This is a genomic window from Collinsella sp. MSK.8.10 (assembly GCF_019041915.1).
In the GTDB taxonomy this organism is placed as follows: domain Bacteria; phylum Actinomycetota; class Coriobacteriia; order Coriobacteriales; family Coriobacteriaceae; genus Collinsella.
This window is the reverse complement of sequence record NZ_JAHPYF010000002.1, coordinates 30,399-46,535: the sequence shown is the minus strand read 5'-3', so window position 1 is coordinate 46,535 and position 16,137 is coordinate 30,399. Positions and strand designations below refer to the sequence as shown.

The window sequence follows — 16,137 nt, the reverse complement described above, 5'->3', positions numbered from 1 at the left end:
GGTTGGGTTAGTTGAGGGCAGCTTGGGCTAGGCGGGCTTCAGCGTCCTCCTCGGTGACGCCCAAGGCCACAGCGAACTCCTCGATGGAGCGGCGCTTGGCTTCCTTGAGTACGCGCATGTAGTAGGAGCTGGGCTTTTTATCAGCTTCCTCGGCCTGGCGAATGCGGTGCATCATGGTCTTTGCCACGCGGACCGTCTCGGGCGCACCCAGCTTGAGCTGCTGCTTAAAGTGCGTCTCTTCAAGTGAGCTGTTGCGCTCGGTAAAGGTGTCGCACTCCAGCTCGTCGTAGTGGCTCAGCAGGTGCTCGGCATCTTGCTGAGAGATGGCGGCGTGCAAACGGTCGGCCTGCGCCACGGGGTACATGAGGATCGTCTGCGCGTGTCCCTGCTTGGTCTCGAGCAGCAGCATGGGCTGCGGTGTGTCGTCCCTAAAACCGACGACGGTGCAGACTCCCTGACCCGGATGAATGACGTGTTGACCGATTGAGAACATGCTACCTCCAACTTATACGAATTTACGTATGTCTAGAATAACACGCTGACGTGCGCAAATCCTCACTTTATGCAGGAAAAGCACACAACTCTGATAGGTAAGAGTATTCGATAAAAGACGCAGCTCATTCACACCTTTATGCATTTTCAACGCGTGCATAATTTGCAGGCAGACTGGCATCTTTGAGTGACTCCATACAAGCTGTAGTCAATTTTGTGCATATGCAATATCTATTAGCTTTACCCTGCGACAGTAGCTACCGCTTGTGATAGAGTGCTACAAACTCTGGCTTTTGCCCTACGAGTGACCAAGAGCTCGGGGGCTTTAACACAAGGAGGACCTATGCCCGAGAAGATTGAAGAGCTGGTACGCGCTGCGCTTGCTGCGGCCCAGGAGGCCGGCGACCTTTCCGCATTTGAACTTGACGATTGCGCCATCGAGCGACCGGCTGACACTTCTCATGGCGAGTGGACCTCCACCATGGCCCTGAAGTCCGCCAAGCTGGCTCACTGTGCCCCGCGCAAGATCGCCGAGGCCGTCGTTGCCCATATGCCCGAGGACCCCGCGATCGAGAAGGTCGAGATCGCAGGCCCCGGCTTCATCAACTTCTACCTCTCCGTCGCCGTCAAGAATGCCATCTTTGGCGAGGCCCGCGAGAAGGGCATGGACTTCGCTAAGTCCAACGTCGGTGGCGGCTTGAAGACCCAGGTCGAGTTCGTCTCTGCCAACCCCGTCGGCCCCATGCACATCGGCCACGGCCGCTGGGCCGCTCTGGGCGACTCGCTCTGCCGCGTCATGGACCACGCCGGTTACGACATCCAGCGTGAGTTCTACATCAACGACCACGGCTCTCAGATGAACACCTTCGGCAACTCCATCAGCACGCGCTATATGCAGCTTGCCGACATCATCGCCAAGCAGGGCGTGGATATCGACGAGGCTCACAAGATCTTGATCGCCGACCGCGACGCCTTTGTCGCCGACGAGAACGACGAGCATCCCGAGACCCATCCGTATCAGGACAACTTTGCCGAGACCCTGGGCAAGGACTCCTACGGCGGCGACTACATCATCGACGAGGCTGCTGAGTTCTGGCGCACCGACGGCGATAAGTGGGTCGACGCCGATCCTCAGGAGCGCATGGAGAGCTTCCGCGAGCGCGGCTACGTAAAGATGGTCGACAACATGCGCGACCTCTGCCATGCCGTCAACTGCGACTTCGATCGTTGGTACTCCGAGCGTTCGCTGTACGTGAAGGACACCGAGGGCGAGACCGCCGGCACCTCCGCCGTCGACCGCGCTTTTGAGAAGCTCGACAAGATGGGCTACCTCTACACCAAGGACGGCGCCCTGTGGTTCCGCTCCACCGACCTGGGCGATGACAAGGACCGCGTCCTGATCAAGTCCGACGGCGAGTACACCTACTTCGCCTCCGACGTTGCCTATCACTGGGATAAGTTCCAGCGCGTCGACCACGTCATCGACATCTGGGGTGCCGACCACCACGGCTACATCGAGCGCGTCCGCTGCGTCTGCGACGCTCTGGGTTACCCCGGCAAGTTTGAGGTTCTGCTGGGCCAGCTCGTCAACCTGCTGCGCAACGGCAAGCCCGTCCGTATGTCCAAGCGTAAGGGCACCATGGTGACCCTGCAGGAGCTCGTCGACGAGGTCGGCTCCGATGCCGCTCGCTACACGCTCATCTCCAAGAGCTCCAACCAGATGGTCGACTTCGATATTGAGGCCGTTAAGAAGCGCGACAACTCCAACCCGGTCTATTACGTGCAGTATGCTCACGCCCGCGTATGCTCCATCCTGCGCCGTGCCGCTGACGTTACGCCCGAGCAGGCTGACGAGATGGGCATGAAGGCCGTTGCCGCCAAGGCCATCGGTGAGAACGTCGATTACTCGCTGCTGACCGACCCGACCGAGCTCGCCCTTTCGCGTAAGCTCAACGAGCTCACCGACCTCATCGCCAGCTGCGCTCGCGACCGCGCCCCGTTCCGTCTGACGCACTTTGCCGAGGAACTCGCCGGCGACTTCCACAGCTTCTACGCTGCCTGTCAGGTGCTGCCGAGCGAGGGCCGTCCCGTCGACCCCGAGCTTTCGCGCGCCCGTCTGGCCGCTTGCGATGCCGTCCGCGTGACGCTCGCCCTGGTGCTCACCCTCGTTGGCGTTTCCGCTCCCGAGCAGATGTAAGCTACGGATCATTTGACCGTGTAGGTTCGGCTTTGCTGAGCCCTATAAGCCCGATCTCCATGCGGAGGTCGGGCTTTTTGCGTTTGGTGAGACTATTTGGTTTGCTGGGAAATGCTACCAAATCGCAACTATACCGGTTTACGGGACTGAATCGCTAACTGGCGACCATGGTGCCAATAGCAAAAGTAAACCCGCAGGTAGATGGCTTATTGTTTCTTGAAAATGCAGGGTATGGTTGGCTTGCAGCATTCTGGCCGCGTAATCCGGCGTAGTTTTGAAAATTGTCCCTTGGGGACGGAGGAAAATGGATCATTTTTGTCTCGCGGAGGGGTGGCGGGATACCGTCCGCCACGAATTGGGCTCATCTCCTACGTTTGGACGCATATCCCGAACCATGCCGAAAAGTACGATATTAAAACCGCAGGTAGCAGACTCGTTGTTTTTGAAAAAACAAGGGTATGGTCAGGGGCTCGGGGGCAAACGTAGTAGATGGGCGCGATTCGTGGCGCGGCTATTCCGGGTGCCACGGCTTCACTCCTCTGGCGCGACATCTCAAGGCGCTTTTGAGGAGGAGTGTCCCTTTTGACTAGTCGTTTAAGAACGTCCCCAATGACTAAGTTGCAGGTGGCGGCGGTTGTGTTACACTAACGCTGCGTATATGACGCAAATATCTCGATACAGATCAATGATGTCCGTCGGTATTTGACGGAGCTAGACTGTTTAGCCGCCCTGAAGGTTTATGCAGGGAGCATGTGATCACAGGGCTTGAAAAGAAAGTTGAGCAAACACTGTGTCTGATCAACAGCAAGAAAACGAAATAACGACGACGCAAGCCGCTCCCGCTGCACCGGTTGCGTCGGACCAGGTCGCGGCGCCCGCGCAAGCCTCGGCTCCTGAGACGTCTAAGGCTGCTTCGACGCCTACGCCTTCAGCGGCTGAGAAGGCCGTGCCTGCAACTGGTGAGGAGGCTGCTCCGGCAAAGCCCAAGCGCATGCGCCGCACGGCCAAGCCTGCCGCTGACGGCGAGGAGGTCACCAAGCCCAAGCGCCGTACCACGCGCACGACGCGCGCCAAGCGCACCGTTGCAGCTGACTCCTCGGCGTCGATTTCCGATGAGGTCGCGCAGGCACGTGCGTTGGCGCAGATTAGCGAGGCTCAGGTGGTGCGCGCCCGCCGTCGTGCTGCCGAGCGCGAGGCCGCGGCTCTGACCGAGCTTGCAGCTCCGTCTGTGCCCGAGACCCCTGCCGCCACCGAGACCCCTGCCGCCGACCTGCCGACCGAGAAGCCGGCAACGCGCACACGCCGTCGCACGGCTGTTAAGGCCGAGCAGGTTGCTGAACAGGTAACCCCCGAGCTCACTGAGGCTTCGGTCCGTTCCACGGCAGGGGAGGGCGCATCGCCTGCTGAGCACGCTGCGTCTGTCGAGGCCAGCGAAGTTCCCGTTGTCGATCCGGCTTTGCGCCCGCACCGTCGCGGTCGCAAGCCCAAGGCCTTCGTCGAGGCAGAGAAGGCCGCAGCCGCAGCCGCAGCTGCTCGGGATGCTGCGGCGACCGCCGAGTCTGCAACTGCTGTCGATGCACCCGTTCAGGATGCTACGACTTCCGAGGCCGCTCCCGCCGATGCCGAGCCCGCCGACGTCCGTCCTGGTCGCAGCCATCGTACTGCTGCTAAGCGCACGTCCAAGGCCAAGGCTGCCAAGAAGGGTGCGTCCGAGGATTCCGCCGAGACGACCGCCGATGCATCGACTGATGCCGCCGAGCCCCAAGACGTCGAACAGTCTGCGTCCGAGAAGCCCAAGCGCGGTCGTAAGAAGTCCGCTAAGGCCAAGGCGTCCGAGCAGCAGACTGATGCCGAAGCGCAGATTGATTCCGGCGCCGAGGCCAATGACGCCGCTGCGGCCAATGCCGGCGCCGCCGCAACCGATGGTGCCGCCCCCGCTGAGGGCGAAGACGGCACTCGTTCCAACCGTCGCCAGCACAAGCGCAACGAGGAGCGCAACGATCGCAAGGACGAGCGCAACAACGACCGTCGCAACCGTCAGCGCGATCGCAAACAGCGCAACAAGGAGCGCAACGCCGCCCCCACCGAGCCCACGCTTTCGCGCGAGGAGCTCGCTGCCATGAAGGTCGCCGAACTGCGCGAGAAGGCCAAGGAGTTCGAGATCGAGACGACCGGCAAGAAGAAAGCCGAGCTCGTCGAGGAGATCTACGTCACCGCCGCGAAGGCAGAGGGCTTCCGCGACATCAAGGGCATTCTGCAGATTCGCCCGGACAGCTCCGGCATCATCCACGCCCATGGCTACATGAAGTCCAACGACGACGCCTTCGTGCCCGCCCACCTCATCCGCTCAGCGCGCCTGCGCACGGGCGACGTCATCGAGGGCTCGCTGCGTCCTTCGCGCGGCGGCGACAAGCGCGCCGGCCTCGCCAAAATCACGACCGTCAACGGTCTGGACCCCGAGCAGATTCGCAACCGTCCCAAGTTCGGCGACCTCACCCCGGTCTATCCCAACGAGCCGCTGCGCATGGAGCACGGCAAGGACTCCATTACCGGTCGCGCCATCGACATCGTGTCGCCGATCGGCAAGGGTCAGCGTGGCCTGATCGTGTCCCCGCCCAAGGCCGGCAAGACCACGATCCTCAAGAAGATCTGCCAGTCTATCTCGATTAACAACCCCGAGGTGCACCTCATCTGCCTGCTCGTCGACGAGCGCCCCGAAGAGGTCACCGATATGCAGCGTTCCATCAAGGGCGAGGTTGTGGCGTCGACCTTCGATATGCCCGCCGACAACCACACTCGCGTGGCAGAGCTCGTCATCGAGCGCGCCAAGCGCATCGTGGAGCTGGGCGGCGATGTTGTGGTGGTGCTCGACTCCATCACGCGTCTTGCCCGCGCCTACAACTTGGCGGCGCCCGCCTCAGGCCGCATCCTTTCGGGCGGCGTCGATTCGGCGGCACTGTATCCTCCCAAGCGCTTCCTGGGCGCAGCCCGTAATATCGAGAACGGTGGCTCGCTCACCATCCTGGCCTCTGCCCTCATCGACACTGGTTCCAAGATGGACGAGGTCATCTTTGAGGAGTTCAAGGGCACCGGCAACATGGAGCTTAAGCTCGACCGCGACCTGGCCGACCGCCGTATCTTCCCGGCTATCGACCCCGTTGCCTCCGGTACGCGTAATGAGGACCTGTTGGTCGACGAGCAGATGCGTCCGTTTGTCTTTGGTCTGCGTCGCATTCTTGCCGGCATGAACAACACCGAGCGCGCGGCCGCATCGTTTATCAAGGGTCTTAAGGGCACCAATACCAACCAGGAGTTCTTGGTGCGTTCGGCCAAAAAGCACAGCGACTACGAGCAGACGTTCTAGGTTGTCATCCACACGCAGCGATAGTCATCAATGCAATAAAGGGTCGGGGCTTTGAGCCTCGGCCCTTTTCTATATCGCCGCTCCGCGCTTATTTTTGACCATAGGACTGGCAAGCAGCAGGTTTCCCGTTTCAATCCGACATCGTCGCTTGCAATCGACAGGGCGGTTTCGCATAATAGCGTTTAAGCTTCGCGACGGAAAACGCAGATGAAACGAACCATATACCGTTGCTTTGGGGCATAGCCCCGCTTCATCTTCTCTCGCGCAGCCAACTGAATGATGCGATTTGGGTGCTGGAAGATGGGGAGAGCTCATGGCTTCTTCTGATGCAACACAACGAGCAGTCCTTGCAGGACTTTCGTGCGGGATCGGCCTTGCCGCTCCCGTGGTTATGTATGCCGCGACGCTGCCGTTTTCGTCTGTGAACGAGACGGTCGTGGCGGGTGCGGTTCCCTTCGCCGTGGGCGCGGTGGCGGGCGTGGGTATCTATGCCGCCTCGCTGGGTATCTCCGAGTATCGTGCGCAGCGTGAAGAGCGTCTGTTCCAACCCGATGCCATGGGCGGTGCCGCCAATCTCAATCAGCATCAAAGCGAGTTCAAGACCGCCTCGATTCCAGCTCAGCAGCAGGATTCGACTCCTTACGCTGCGGCTTCTGCTTCTCAGGCTCAGGCGGAGCAGTCTACCTCGGCATTCCTTTCCGGCCTGACTGGTGCGTTCCAGCGCCGTCATGCCGATGATGGTGTTCCTACCATCGCTCGAGCCGCAGATGCTATGGACGAGGACGAGGCTTGGTCCATGATCGACAGTATGCTCGACGACGATTCGCCGGTGAGCTGCGACCCTGCACACTCGCGCGACGTCTATCAAGTCGCCATCGACGAGCTCACCAACGGCGGGCAGACCGGCTCCTTCAATCGCGACGACATCGCCGCCGCGGCACGCGCTGTGTCTGGTTCCCAGGCCGCCCCTGCGGGCAGCACGGCGGCTTTCGTGGCACTCGTTGCCAACGCGGCAGCCAATAACGCCTACAACGCTACCTCGGCGGACGCGAACGCTTCTGCCGACAATTCGTACGTTGATGAAGCCATGACTGCGGACGAGGAGGCCGTTGCCGCCCGCCGTGCCGCCGAAAGCTCGCTGTGGGGCGCTCCTGCCCAGCAGCAGGCGGCTGAGGCTGCGCCGTACAATGCAAACCTCGCCAGCATGCCTATCATCTCCGGTGCCGCGGACATCGATCTTGATGACCTCGATGAGCCTGCAGCCATCACCGCATCGATTGATGTCCAAGATCGCATCGACACCGGCGACCTTCCGGACGCCTCGCTCGAGGTTGATGTCCCCATGGCTGATTACTCGGGCCACGAGGACATGTGGGCCGCCGCCACCGCGATTCTGGATGAGATTGACGAGCCTGCTCCTGTTGCAGCCCCCGCTCCCGTCGCTGCCCCTCAGCCTGCTGCCCCCGCCTATGTCGGCCGTCACAGTGCTGTGTTCCCCGAGGATACTGCCCGTATCTCGCGCGAGAGCATCGAGCGGGCCGAGGCTATTGCCGCCGGCATTATGGAAAACCGTCGTCACGAGCGCGTCAATCAGATCCTCGAGGAAGAGATCGAGCGCCTGCAGTCCTCAACCGCCAAGCGTACGGGCCGTGCCTATCTGAGCGTTATCGAGGGCGGTACCGCCAGCTTCGCGCCGCTCCGCGCGGAGGCATAACTTCTACATGGTTAAGATCAATCGAAAATGGGCGGTTGTAACCTGCCTGATGGCGCTCTTGATCTGGGGCAATTCGCTGGTTCCCGGCTCGGGGTCGGGCTCGCTGAGCCTAACGGTCATGGAAGCTATCCGCGGTTTCCTGCACGGCGTGGGACTTCCATATGAATGGGTGACCAACTTTGTTGTTCGCAAGTGCGCGCATTTTACCGAGTATATGGTGCTCGGCATCCTGGCAACGCACGCCTTTGATTTTGAGGGCCGGCGCACCTTTGACGTGCTGCTGCCCACGGCGGTGTTCCTGCTGCTGATTCCTTCGATCGACGAGACGATTCAGCTCTTTGTGCCGGGACGCGCTGGAATGATCACCGATGTGATGATCGACTGCTGTGGAGCGGCAACGGGCGTTGTGCTCCGATATCTCTTACGGTCGCTGATGTGCGCCAAAAAGGCCGCCTAGGACGTATTGTTTGGTCCTAGGCGGCCTTTTTTATTTGAGGGCCTATATGAGGCGTGGTGGCGTCGTTCCGTAGGTCGGATTTGCCGGGCGTGCCACGCCCCGTGGGTGCGTCTGCTACTGAAGCGCCTGTGCGCCCAGGGCCAGGCAGCCCATGATGCCCTGCTTGCCCTCGAGGCTGTTGTTGACGATGTAGTTATCGATGTCGTTGACCTCGGGCGTGACGATATAGCCGTTGAGCATCTCGGCGCACTTCTTGCGCGCGAGCGGCACGATGGGGGTGTGGTCGGCCACGCCGCCGCCGATGATGATCTTTTGCGGCGCGTAGCACAGCGTGTAGGTCATGAGCGCCTGTGCCAGATAGCCGGCGAGCAGGTCCATGGCCTCCGGGTCATCGGCCATGTCTCCGGCGCTCTTGCCATCCCAGCGCTTTTTAACGCCGGGGCCGGCGATGAGGCCCTCGAGGCAGTTGTCGTGGAAGGGGCAGGCGCTATGCTCGCCGATGGTGTCGCGCGGGTCGCGCGTGACCAGGATGTGGCCGGCCTCGGGATGCATCATGCCGTGCACGAGCTTACCGCCCGAGAGCACGCCGGCGCCCACGCCGGTGCCGATGGTCAGGTAGACCACATCGGTAAGGCCCTTGGCGCAACCAAACGTGACCTCGCCTAGGCAGGCGACGTTGACGTCGGTATCGTAGCCGCAGGGGATATTGAGCTCGTTTTGGATAGTGCCCAGCAGGTCAAAGTAGCGCCATGCCGTTTTGGGCGTCTCCAGGATCTTGCCGTATTGGGGCGAGGCGGGGTTGACTGCGGTAGGGCCAAAGGCGCCAATGCCCAGCGCGGCGATGCCCTTGTCGGCAAACCACGCGTTGACGGCCTCGACGGTCTCCTGCGGGGTCGTGGTCGCAATCTGCTCACGCTCCAGGACCGTGCCGTCTGCATAGCCCGTGGCGCAGACCATCTTGGTGCCGCCGGCCTCGAGCGCTCCGATAAGCTGCTGCTCTGCCATAATATTCCTCTCTCTGGGACGAGTTGCTCCGTGACTAAAGTATAGAGTTCAAACCATTTAAGAAAGCGCTATAGAAAGAAGCCTCGCAACGCGGCGGGCGGTGCGAGGCTTCTTTGGTTGCTTTAGTTGCCGGGCCGTCCTTACCCGCGCGGCTTGATTTTATCACGTAGCGACTTGAGGTTCTCCAGTGCCGCGTTAAGCGTCTCGTCTCGCTTGGCAAAGTGGAAACGAATCAGATGGTTGACGGGCTCGCGGAAGAAGCTCGAGCCGGGCACTGCGCCCACGCCCACTTTAGACGCGAGGTCCTCACAGAATTCGAGGTCGCTGTCATAGCCAAACTCTGAGATGTCCATCATGACGTAGTAGGCGCCCTGCGGCACGTTATGCTCAAGACCGATACTGTCGAGTCCCTGGCAGAACAGGTCGCGTTTGGCGGTATAGAGGTCAAGGACCTCATCGTAATAGCTGTCGTCGAAGTTGAGGGCGGTGACGACAGCTTCCTGCAGGGGAGCGGCGGCGCCCACGGTGAGGAAGTCGTGGACCTTCTTGATGCGCTCGGTGATCTGGGCCGGGGCGATGGTGTAGCCCAAGCGCCAACCGGTGATGGAGTAGGTCTTAGACAGCGAGCTGCAACTAATGGTTCGTTCGAACATGCCGGGCAGCGTGGCCATATAGACGTGCTCGTGGGGCGCGTAGACGATGTGCTCGTATACTTCGTCGGTGATGCAGTAGGCGTCGTACTTTTTGCAGAGGTCGGCGATAAAGGTGAGCTCCTCGCGCGTAAAGACCTTGCCGCAGGGGTTGGAAGGGTTGCACAGGACGATGGCCTTGGGATCGTTGTCGCGGAAGGCCGCCTCCAGTGTCTCGCGGTCAAAGTCGAACGCAGGCGGGTTGAGCGGCACGTAGATGGGCTCGGCACCCGAAAGGATCGTGTCGGCGCCGTAGTTCTCGTAGAATGGCGAGAAGATGACGACCTTGTCGCCGGGGTTCGTGACCGTCATCATGGCGGCCATCATGGCCTCGGTGGAGCCGCAGGTGACTACGATATTCTCGTTGGGGTTCACCGGCATGCCCATAAAGTGCTCCTGTTTGGCAGCGAGCGCCTCGCGCATGGCCTGGGAGCCCCAGGTGATGGAGTACTGGTGATAGAGCGGCTTGGGGTCGCTGGCGATGGCGCTCAGGCTGTTGAGTAGCTGCGCTGGGGGATCGAAGTCAGGGAAGCCCTGCGACAGGTTGACGGCGTCATACTTGTTGGAGATGCGCGTCATACGGCGGATGACGGAATCGGTAAACGCTGCCGTACGGTTGGAGAGTTCTTTCATGCCGGTCCTTTCGAGCATTTGCAGTGGGGCAAGTTTACTCCTATGGAACCGGTAGGATTTGCCCGAAATGGATCTAAAAAACTCTTTTCAAAATTCTTGAAAATTGGGGCTTGCATCGCATGGCGTTCCTTGCAATAATAGTCGAGCGCGAAGCGCACAGGACACGGTGGGTGTAGCTCAGTTGGCTAGAGCGACGGGTTGTGGTCCCGTAGGTCGAGGGTTCGAGTCCCTTTACCCACCCCAGTTCTTGCTTCGTGTTGATATCGGGTCGTTAGCTCAGTTGGTAGAGCAGGGGACTCTTAATCCCAAGGTCCAGGGTTCGAACCCCTGACGGCCCACCACACGATATCTCCTCTAAAGTCCGCCACAACGGACTTTAGCTTTGGGTCGTTAGCTCAGTTGGTAGAGCAGGGGACTCTTAATCCCAAGGTCCAGGGTTCGACCCCCTGACGGCCCACCCAAAGCATGGTAAAGCGACTGGCTTAGGCTGGTCGCTTTTTTGTTAACCTCACATGGGGTCGAACCCGTCGGGGCGCGGAGCGCCGCAGCGACCGCCTGCGCAGCGGGCTGACCCCCTGACGGCCCACCCAAAGATTGTTAAAGCGACTGGCTCAGGCTGGTCGTTTTTTGTTGACCACGCATGGGGTCGAACCCGAAAGGGCGCGGAGCTGAGTAATCTGCACCGTGATTCCCTTAGGGAAACACGGCTAAAGCCCCGTAGGCGTGTTCTCCTTAGGGGAATCATGCTTACGGGGCTCGATGCATGTTGAGAAGTTGTGATCAAACTCAAAGTGAGAATCGATTTAGTCTGCTCGATAGTGCGAACCCAGGCTTTCAGTTCGCTTGCGCATGGCTTTGGCCATCTCCATCGCCAGCTGAATCTGCGACTGTGGGCGGGCGAGGGCAGCGATTTCGCTGTCGTTGGCATGTGGCTTATTTAGAGCCGTGGCTTCGTCTTGCAGGCTTTCAAGCTGTTGCAGGGCCTCGGATAGGCCTGTTTCGGTCCTGTTGATCATGCAATAGGTGCTCATCGTGTGCCTAAGGCTGTGTGTCAGGCGTTCGGCATCTGTTGTGGCAATGCCGTACTGGGGGAGGGTGATATCCGCCTTCAGGGCCGCCTCAGGCTCTTTCTGCGCTGTGAGGGCTGCCGATGCGCCCGCGATACGTCCGAATACGATGCCGTTGGCGCATGACAAGCCACCAATGCGGTCGGCGCCGTGCATGCCGCCTGTCGCCTCGCCGCAAGCGTAGAGGCCCTCAACGCCCGTGTGCGCGGTCTTATCGATCTTGATGCCGCCGTTAGCGGCGTGGGCATACATCGCAACGCGCATCTCGTCAGTCGGGGCGATGCCGTGCTCGTCTTGCAGCCAGGTGGCAAAGGTCTGCACAAACTCTGGGACATCCTCGCGGGGGAAGTCGTAGTGGAGTGCCAGGCCTTCGGCACCTGCCTGATCGATGACGAGATCGATAGCGCGGGAGGCCAAGCATGACGTGAAGGGACCATATCCAGAGCGCTGCTCGAGCAGGTCGTCCAGCTTGTCGTCGGCAATATCTACCGGCTGGTCTACATGTACGTAGCGCCAGGTTTTCTCGTTGAAGACCAGGTTGCGCTTAGGCTCGATGAAGCCGGGCATCATCTGCATGAACTCTATATTAGTAAGTGTTGCGCCGTGCGCCAGCGCGATGGCCTGCGAGGAGCTGAGCACATCAGCCGACGTAAGGCTGCGCTCGAACAGGCCGCCTGTGCCACCGGCTGCGATGATCGTGGCCTTGGCAGCAAAGGGCACGATTCGATTTTCGGTGAGGTCGTAGAGTACGGTTCCGGTTATTCTGCCGTTCGTGTCCTCAACAAGGTCAATAAGCTCATGGCGGGGGAGCAGGCGAATGCCGAGCGACTCGATCCAGGTCGTCAGAGCGTCCTCAAGGGGCTTGCGGGTGAGGCCGCGCCACATGCGCGTCTTGTGGTCAAAGCAGGGGATAAACTGCTTTTGCTGAGCACTCTCGGCGCTTTGCGGACGCTGAAGCTCAACGCCCAGGTCTTGCTCGAGCCATTCAATTGCATGGGGAATGCCGTGGACAAACGTCTGGACAAGCTCGGGGTCGGCGACGCCGCCACCAACGGTCTGAATGGTGTCGATGAGGTCTTGTTCGTCGTCTTCGTTAACGGGTCCGATAAGCCCCAGGCCCCAGGTTCCGGGGAAGAAGCTCGATCCACTCATAGTCTTGCCGGCGCTTGCCACGGTGACGGTTGCGCCCGTGCGTGCCGCTTCGATGGCGGCGCAAAGGCCCGCAATGCCAGATCCAATTACCAGTACATCAGTCGATTCCATCGGATTCCTTTCTCGTCCGGCGCATTGTCGCACGGGTGATCGGCAATGGGGCCGCAAAGACCCGGCAAATCGGTAAAGGGCAAATATGGCAGGTGGGCGTCATGGACGCTCTGGCGCTCCATCTCTTCACATCTCGTATTTCGCCCCAGCTGATATATCGACATTAGCTACCCTGCGACAGCGCAAACAAAAAGAGCCGCTACCCGGGTGGGTAGCGGCTCCAAAGCTCAGCTATATGAGCATCGCGCGGGCGCGATTAGGCCTTGAGGGCCTCCTCGACGGCGACAGCGCAGGCGACGGTGGCACCGACCATGGGGTTGTTGCCCATGCCGATGAGACCCATCATGTCGACGTGCGCAGGCACGGAGGAAGAACCGGCGAACTGGGCGTCGGAGTGCATGCGGCCCATGGTGTCGGTCATGCCGTAAGAGGCAGGGCCGGCGCCCATGTTGTCCGGGTGCAGGGTACGGCCAGTGCCGCCACCAGAAGCGACGGAGAAGTACTTCTTGCCAGCCTCGAGGCGCTCCTTCTTGTAGGTGCCAGCGACGGGGTGCTGGAAGCGCGTGGGGTTGGTGGAGTTACCGGTGATCGAGATGTCGACGTTCTCGTGCCACATGATGGCAACGCCCTCGCGGACGTCGTCGGCGCCGTAGCAGTTGACGGCGGCGCGGGGACCATCGGAGTAGGGGATGGTCTCGACGACCTTGAGCTCGCCCGTGAAGTAGTCGAACTGGGTCTTCACATAGGTGAAGCCGTTGATGCGGGCGATGATCTGAGCAGCGTCCTTGCCCAGACCGTTGAGGATGACGCGCAGCGGCTTCTTACGAGCCTTGTTGGCGTTCAGAGCCAGGCCGATAGCGCCCTCAGCGGCAGCGAAGGACTCGTGACCGGCCAGGAAGGCGAAGCACTCGGTGTCGTCGGAGAGCAGCATAGCGCCCAGGTTGCCGTGGCCCAGACCGACCTTGCGGTCCTCGGCGACGGAGCCGGGAACGGTGAAGGCCTGGATGCCCTCGCCGATGATGGCGGCAGCCTCAGAAGCGGACTTGGCGCCACGCTTGACAGCGAGAGCGCAACCGAGGGTGTAGGCCCACTCGGCGTTCTGGAAGGCGATGGACTGGGTGTTGTTGACGATCTCACGCGGGTTGAAGCCCTTGTCGGTGCAGATCTGCAGAGCTTCCTCGAGGGAGGCGATGCCGTTGTCGGCGAGGCACTTGTTGATCTTGTCAGCGCGGCGCTCGTAACCTTCGAACGTAACAGTCATAGTTATTTCCCTCCCTTTCTACTCGTGAACCGGGAACACGCTGGCGACGGAGTGAGTCTCCTCGTCGGTGCGCGGGTCGATGTACTTGGCAGCGTTCTCCCACTGACCATAGTGGCCCATAGCGCCAGCGATGGCCTCCTCGGGGGTCTTGCCGGCCTTGACGGCGTCGGTGAACTTGCCGAGGTTCAGGAACTCGAATGCGATGATCTCGTTCTTGTCGTTGAGAGCCATGCGGGTGACGTAGCCCTGAGCGAGCTCGAGGTAACGAGCGCCCTTGGCCTTGGTGCCGAACATGGTGCCGACCTGAGAGCGAAGGCCCTTGCCGAGGTCGTCGAGGGAGGCGCCCACGGGCAGGCCGCCCTCGGAGAACGCGGTCTGGCTGCGGCCGTAAACGATCTGCAGGAAGATCTCGCGCATAGCAACGTTGATGGCGTCGCAGACGAGGTCGGTGTTGAGGGCCTCGAGGATGGTCTTACCGGGAAGGATCTCGGAAGCCATGGCGGCAGAGTGGGTCATGCCCGAGCAGCCGATGGTCTCAACGAGGGCCTCCTCGATGATGCCGTCCTTGACGTTCAGCGTGAGCTTGCAGGCGCCCTGCTGAGGTGCGCACCAACCCACACCGTGCGTAAGACCGGAGATGTCGGAAATCTCCTTAGCCTGGACCCACTTGCCCTCCTCGGGGATGGGTGCGGGGCCGTGGTATGCACCCTTGGCAACGGGGCACATGTTCTCCACTTCCTGTGAGTACTGCATGCCTCTCCTCTCTATCGTGTTGGCGTCCCGTCTGGGGGTCGTGGCTGGCGATTGCCGGGCGACCCTTCGAAAGGGACATGACATGCAGCCCCTATAATACCGCGAAATGCACGGAATATTCGGCGAACGGCTCAGTTTTCGTAGCGAGAAGTCCGGAAGTTTTAATTGAAACGGTTTAACCCTATGTTATGTGGTCGTGAACTTCCGTAGAGGGGGTCCTTCTTGGCAAGCTTTTGGTCAGCTCTTGTAAGCGTTACAGGGGTTGACCTGTTGCAACGGTGCCGTTCGCCGCCTGATTACTGCCTTTGGCCGCGCGAGTGTATTGTTTTGCGTGAATGTTTTGATGGCACGCTTCAATCGTGCTGTATTGGATGGCAAGCAGATCCCGGCGAAGGGAGCGCCATGCAGCGCGTTTGGAAAACGGTTACCGGCTTTTACCATGTCTGTGCCCGCGGTACGGGCAAGCAGCTCATCTTTGAGGGCGATGAAGACCGGTGGGAGTTTTTGGAGCTGATGCGCGAGTGCTGCTGCGAGGAGGGTGTGACGGTTATCGCCTGGTGCCTTATGGGCAATCACGTGCATTTGGTGCTTACAGATTACGAGGACAGGATGAGCGCGGCGATGCACCGGTTGCTTTTGACGTACGCGCGGCGGTTCAATAAACGCACGGGGCGCACAGGGCATCTGTTCCAGAACCGTTTTGACCGGCGCTCGCTCGATACCGACTGGCAGGTGATGGAGGCTATTCGCTCCGTACACGCCGATCCGCAGGAGGCGGGCGTTAGCCTAATCGAGCGTTATCCCTGGAGTAGCTTTGCGGAGCATTTGTGCGCTTACGACGGTGACGCGGCCGATGTCGTGAGGGGATTTTCTGATCCTTCTTGCGTGCTTGAGCTTTTTGGCTCTGCCGAGGGCTTTATTGCCTATTCGCTTTCGACGCCCGACGGCAGTGAGCCAGCTCTGTGCGATATGAAAGAGACGGAGTGGGAACGCCACGCCTTTGCCAACAAGTTGGCGAAGGAGCTAGGGGTTCCGCTTCGTGGGGTTAAAGTCGCACCGCCGGCGCAGCGCGATACCGTTATTTTTGGATTGCACGATGCCGGTTTTACGGTGCGCCAGATTGAGCGGTATACCGGGATTGGCAAAAGTACCGTCTCTCGTATCGTGCGCGCTTATGCGCGGGTGAAGGCACAGGCCGAGCTCTCGGAATAGAAAATGGCCGAACCACTCTTAGTCAAGCGA

The 16,137-nt window shown here is 60.4% G+C and carries 11 protein-coding genes and 3 tRNA genes; 8 read left to right on the top strand and 6 right to left on the bottom strand.

The genetic code is table 11. The annotated features are described in order from the left end of the window. Positions 1-7: 7 nt before the first annotated feature. Positions 8-493 carry a CarD family transcriptional regulator gene (locus KTF55_RS03335; protein WP_022094807.1) on the bottom strand — a complete coding sequence of 162 codons (486 nt, stop codon included), beginning with the start codon at positions 491-493 and terminating at the stop codon, positions 8-10. 342 nt (positions 494-835) lie between these two features. Between KTF55_RS03335 and argS the strand changes: the two genes are divergently transcribed. From argS to KTF55_RS03315, 4 genes are all read left to right on the top strand, one after another. Continuing rightward, positions 836-2,689, top strand: a complete 1,854-nt coding sequence (gene argS / locus KTF55_RS03330; protein WP_217107921.1) for an arginine--tRNA ligase — start codon at positions 836-838, stop codon at positions 2,687-2,689. Between the two features lie 790 nt (positions 2,690-3,479). Further along, the gene (gene rho, locus KTF55_RS03325) at positions 3,480-6,053 is read left to right on the top strand and encodes a transcription termination factor Rho (protein ID WP_371814730.1); all 2,574 of its coding nucleotides are present in this window, start codon (positions 3,480-3,482) and stop codon (positions 6,051-6,053) included. Positions 6,054-6,366: 313 nt separating this feature from the next. Then, positions 6,367-7,767, top strand: coding sequence for a hypothetical protein (locus KTF55_RS03320; RefSeq protein ID WP_217107920.1), 1,401 nt, complete (start codon positions 6,367-6,369; stop codon positions 7,765-7,767). A gap of 7 nt (positions 7,768-7,774) precedes the next feature. Continuing rightward, positions 7,775-8,224, top strand: coding sequence for a VanZ family protein (locus tag KTF55_RS03315; protein ID WP_006235485.1), 450 nt, complete (start codon positions 7,775-7,777; stop codon positions 8,222-8,224). Positions 8,225-8,338: 114 nt separating this feature from the next. Here KTF55_RS03315 and KTF55_RS03310 read toward each other — a convergent pair whose 3' ends face one another. Together KTF55_RS03310 and KTF55_RS03305 are read right to left on the bottom strand one after the other, a co-directional pair. Next, complete coding sequence (locus KTF55_RS03310) at positions 8,339-9,229, bottom strand: ROK family protein (protein WP_117746673.1); 891 nt, start codon at positions 9,227-9,229, stop codon at positions 8,339-8,341. Between the two features lie 140 nt (positions 9,230-9,369). Further along, positions 9,370-10,551, bottom strand: a complete 1,182-nt coding sequence (locus tag KTF55_RS03305) for a pyridoxal phosphate-dependent aminotransferase (protein ID WP_217107919.1) — start codon at positions 10,549-10,551, stop codon at positions 9,370-9,372. A 166-nt stretch (positions 10,552-10,717) separates the two neighbouring features. On the opposite strand from KTF55_RS03305, the gene KTF55_RS03300 reads away from it, so the two are divergent. From KTF55_RS03300 to KTF55_RS03290, 3 genes are all read left to right on the top strand, one after another. Further along, positions 10,718-10,794 (top strand) — tRNA-His (locus KTF55_RS03300). Positions 10,795-10,816: 22 nt separating this feature from the next. Continuing rightward, positions 10,817-10,892 (top strand) — tRNA-Lys (locus KTF55_RS03295). Between the two features lie 43 nt (positions 10,893-10,935). Continuing rightward, positions 10,936-11,008: transfer RNA gene (locus KTF55_RS03290), tRNA-Lys, on the top strand. 346 nt (positions 11,009-11,354) lie between these two features. Here KTF55_RS03290 and KTF55_RS03285 read toward each other — a convergent pair. From KTF55_RS03285 to KTF55_RS03275, 3 genes are all read right to left on the bottom strand, one after another. Next, the gene (locus tag KTF55_RS03285; protein ID WP_217107918.1) at positions 11,355-12,881 is read right to left on the bottom strand and encodes an FAD-dependent oxidoreductase; all 1,527 of its coding nucleotides are present in this window, start codon (positions 12,879-12,881) and stop codon (positions 11,355-11,357) included. A 256-nt stretch (positions 12,882-13,137) separates the two neighbouring features. Beyond that, on the bottom strand, positions 13,138-14,142 hold the full coding sequence (locus KTF55_RS03280; protein WP_006235553.1) for a GGGtGRT protein: 1,005 nt from the start codon (positions 14,140-14,142) through the stop codon (positions 13,138-13,140). Positions 14,143-14,160: 18 nt separating this feature from the next. After that, the gene (locus tag KTF55_RS03275; protein WP_006235554.1) at positions 14,161-14,895 is read right to left on the bottom strand and encodes an iron-sulfur cluster assembly scaffold protein; all 735 of its coding nucleotides are present in this window, start codon (positions 14,893-14,895) and stop codon (positions 14,161-14,163) included. Between the two features lie 222 nt (positions 14,896-15,117). On the opposite strand from KTF55_RS03275, the gene KTF55_RS03270 reads away from it, so the two are divergent. Next, a complete protein-coding gene (locus KTF55_RS03270) occupies positions 15,118-16,107 on the top strand; it encodes a transposase (protein ID WP_217107917.1) in 990 nt (329 codons plus the stop codon). The last annotated feature ends 30 nt before the right edge of the window (positions 16,108-16,137 follow it).

Coding starts and splice junctions, on each gene's coding strand:
- KTF55_RS03315 (WP_006235485.1), top strand. CDS start 7,775: ATGGTTAAGATCAATCGAAAATGGGCGGTTGTAACCTGCCTGATGGCG.
- argS (WP_217107921.1), top strand. CDS start 836: ATGCCCGAGAAGATTGAAGAGCTGGTACGCGCTGCGCTTGCTGCGGCC.
- KTF55_RS03310 (WP_117746673.1), bottom strand. CDS start 9,229: ATGGCAGAGCAGCAGCTTATCGGAGCGCTCGAGGCCGGCGGCACCAAG.
- KTF55_RS03275 (WP_006235554.1), bottom strand. CDS start 14,895: ATGCAGTACTCACAGGAAGTGGAGAACATGTGCCCCGTTGCCAAGGGT.
- KTF55_RS03280 (WP_006235553.1), bottom strand. CDS start 14,142: ATGACTGTTACGTTCGAAGGTTACGAGCGCCGCGCTGACAAGATCAAC.
- KTF55_RS03335 (WP_022094807.1), bottom strand. CDS start 493: ATGTTCTCAATCGGTCAACACGTCATTCATCCGGGTCAGGGAGTCTGC.
- KTF55_RS03285 (WP_217107918.1), bottom strand. CDS start 12,881: ATGGAATCGACTGATGTACTGGTAATTGGATCTGGCATTGCGGGCCTT.
- KTF55_RS03305 (WP_217107919.1), bottom strand. CDS start 10,551: ATGAAAGAACTCTCCAACCGTACGGCAGCGTTTACCGATTCCGTCATC.
- KTF55_RS03320 (WP_217107920.1), top strand. CDS start 6,367: ATGGCTTCTTCTGATGCAACACAACGAGCAGTCCTTGCAGGACTTTCG.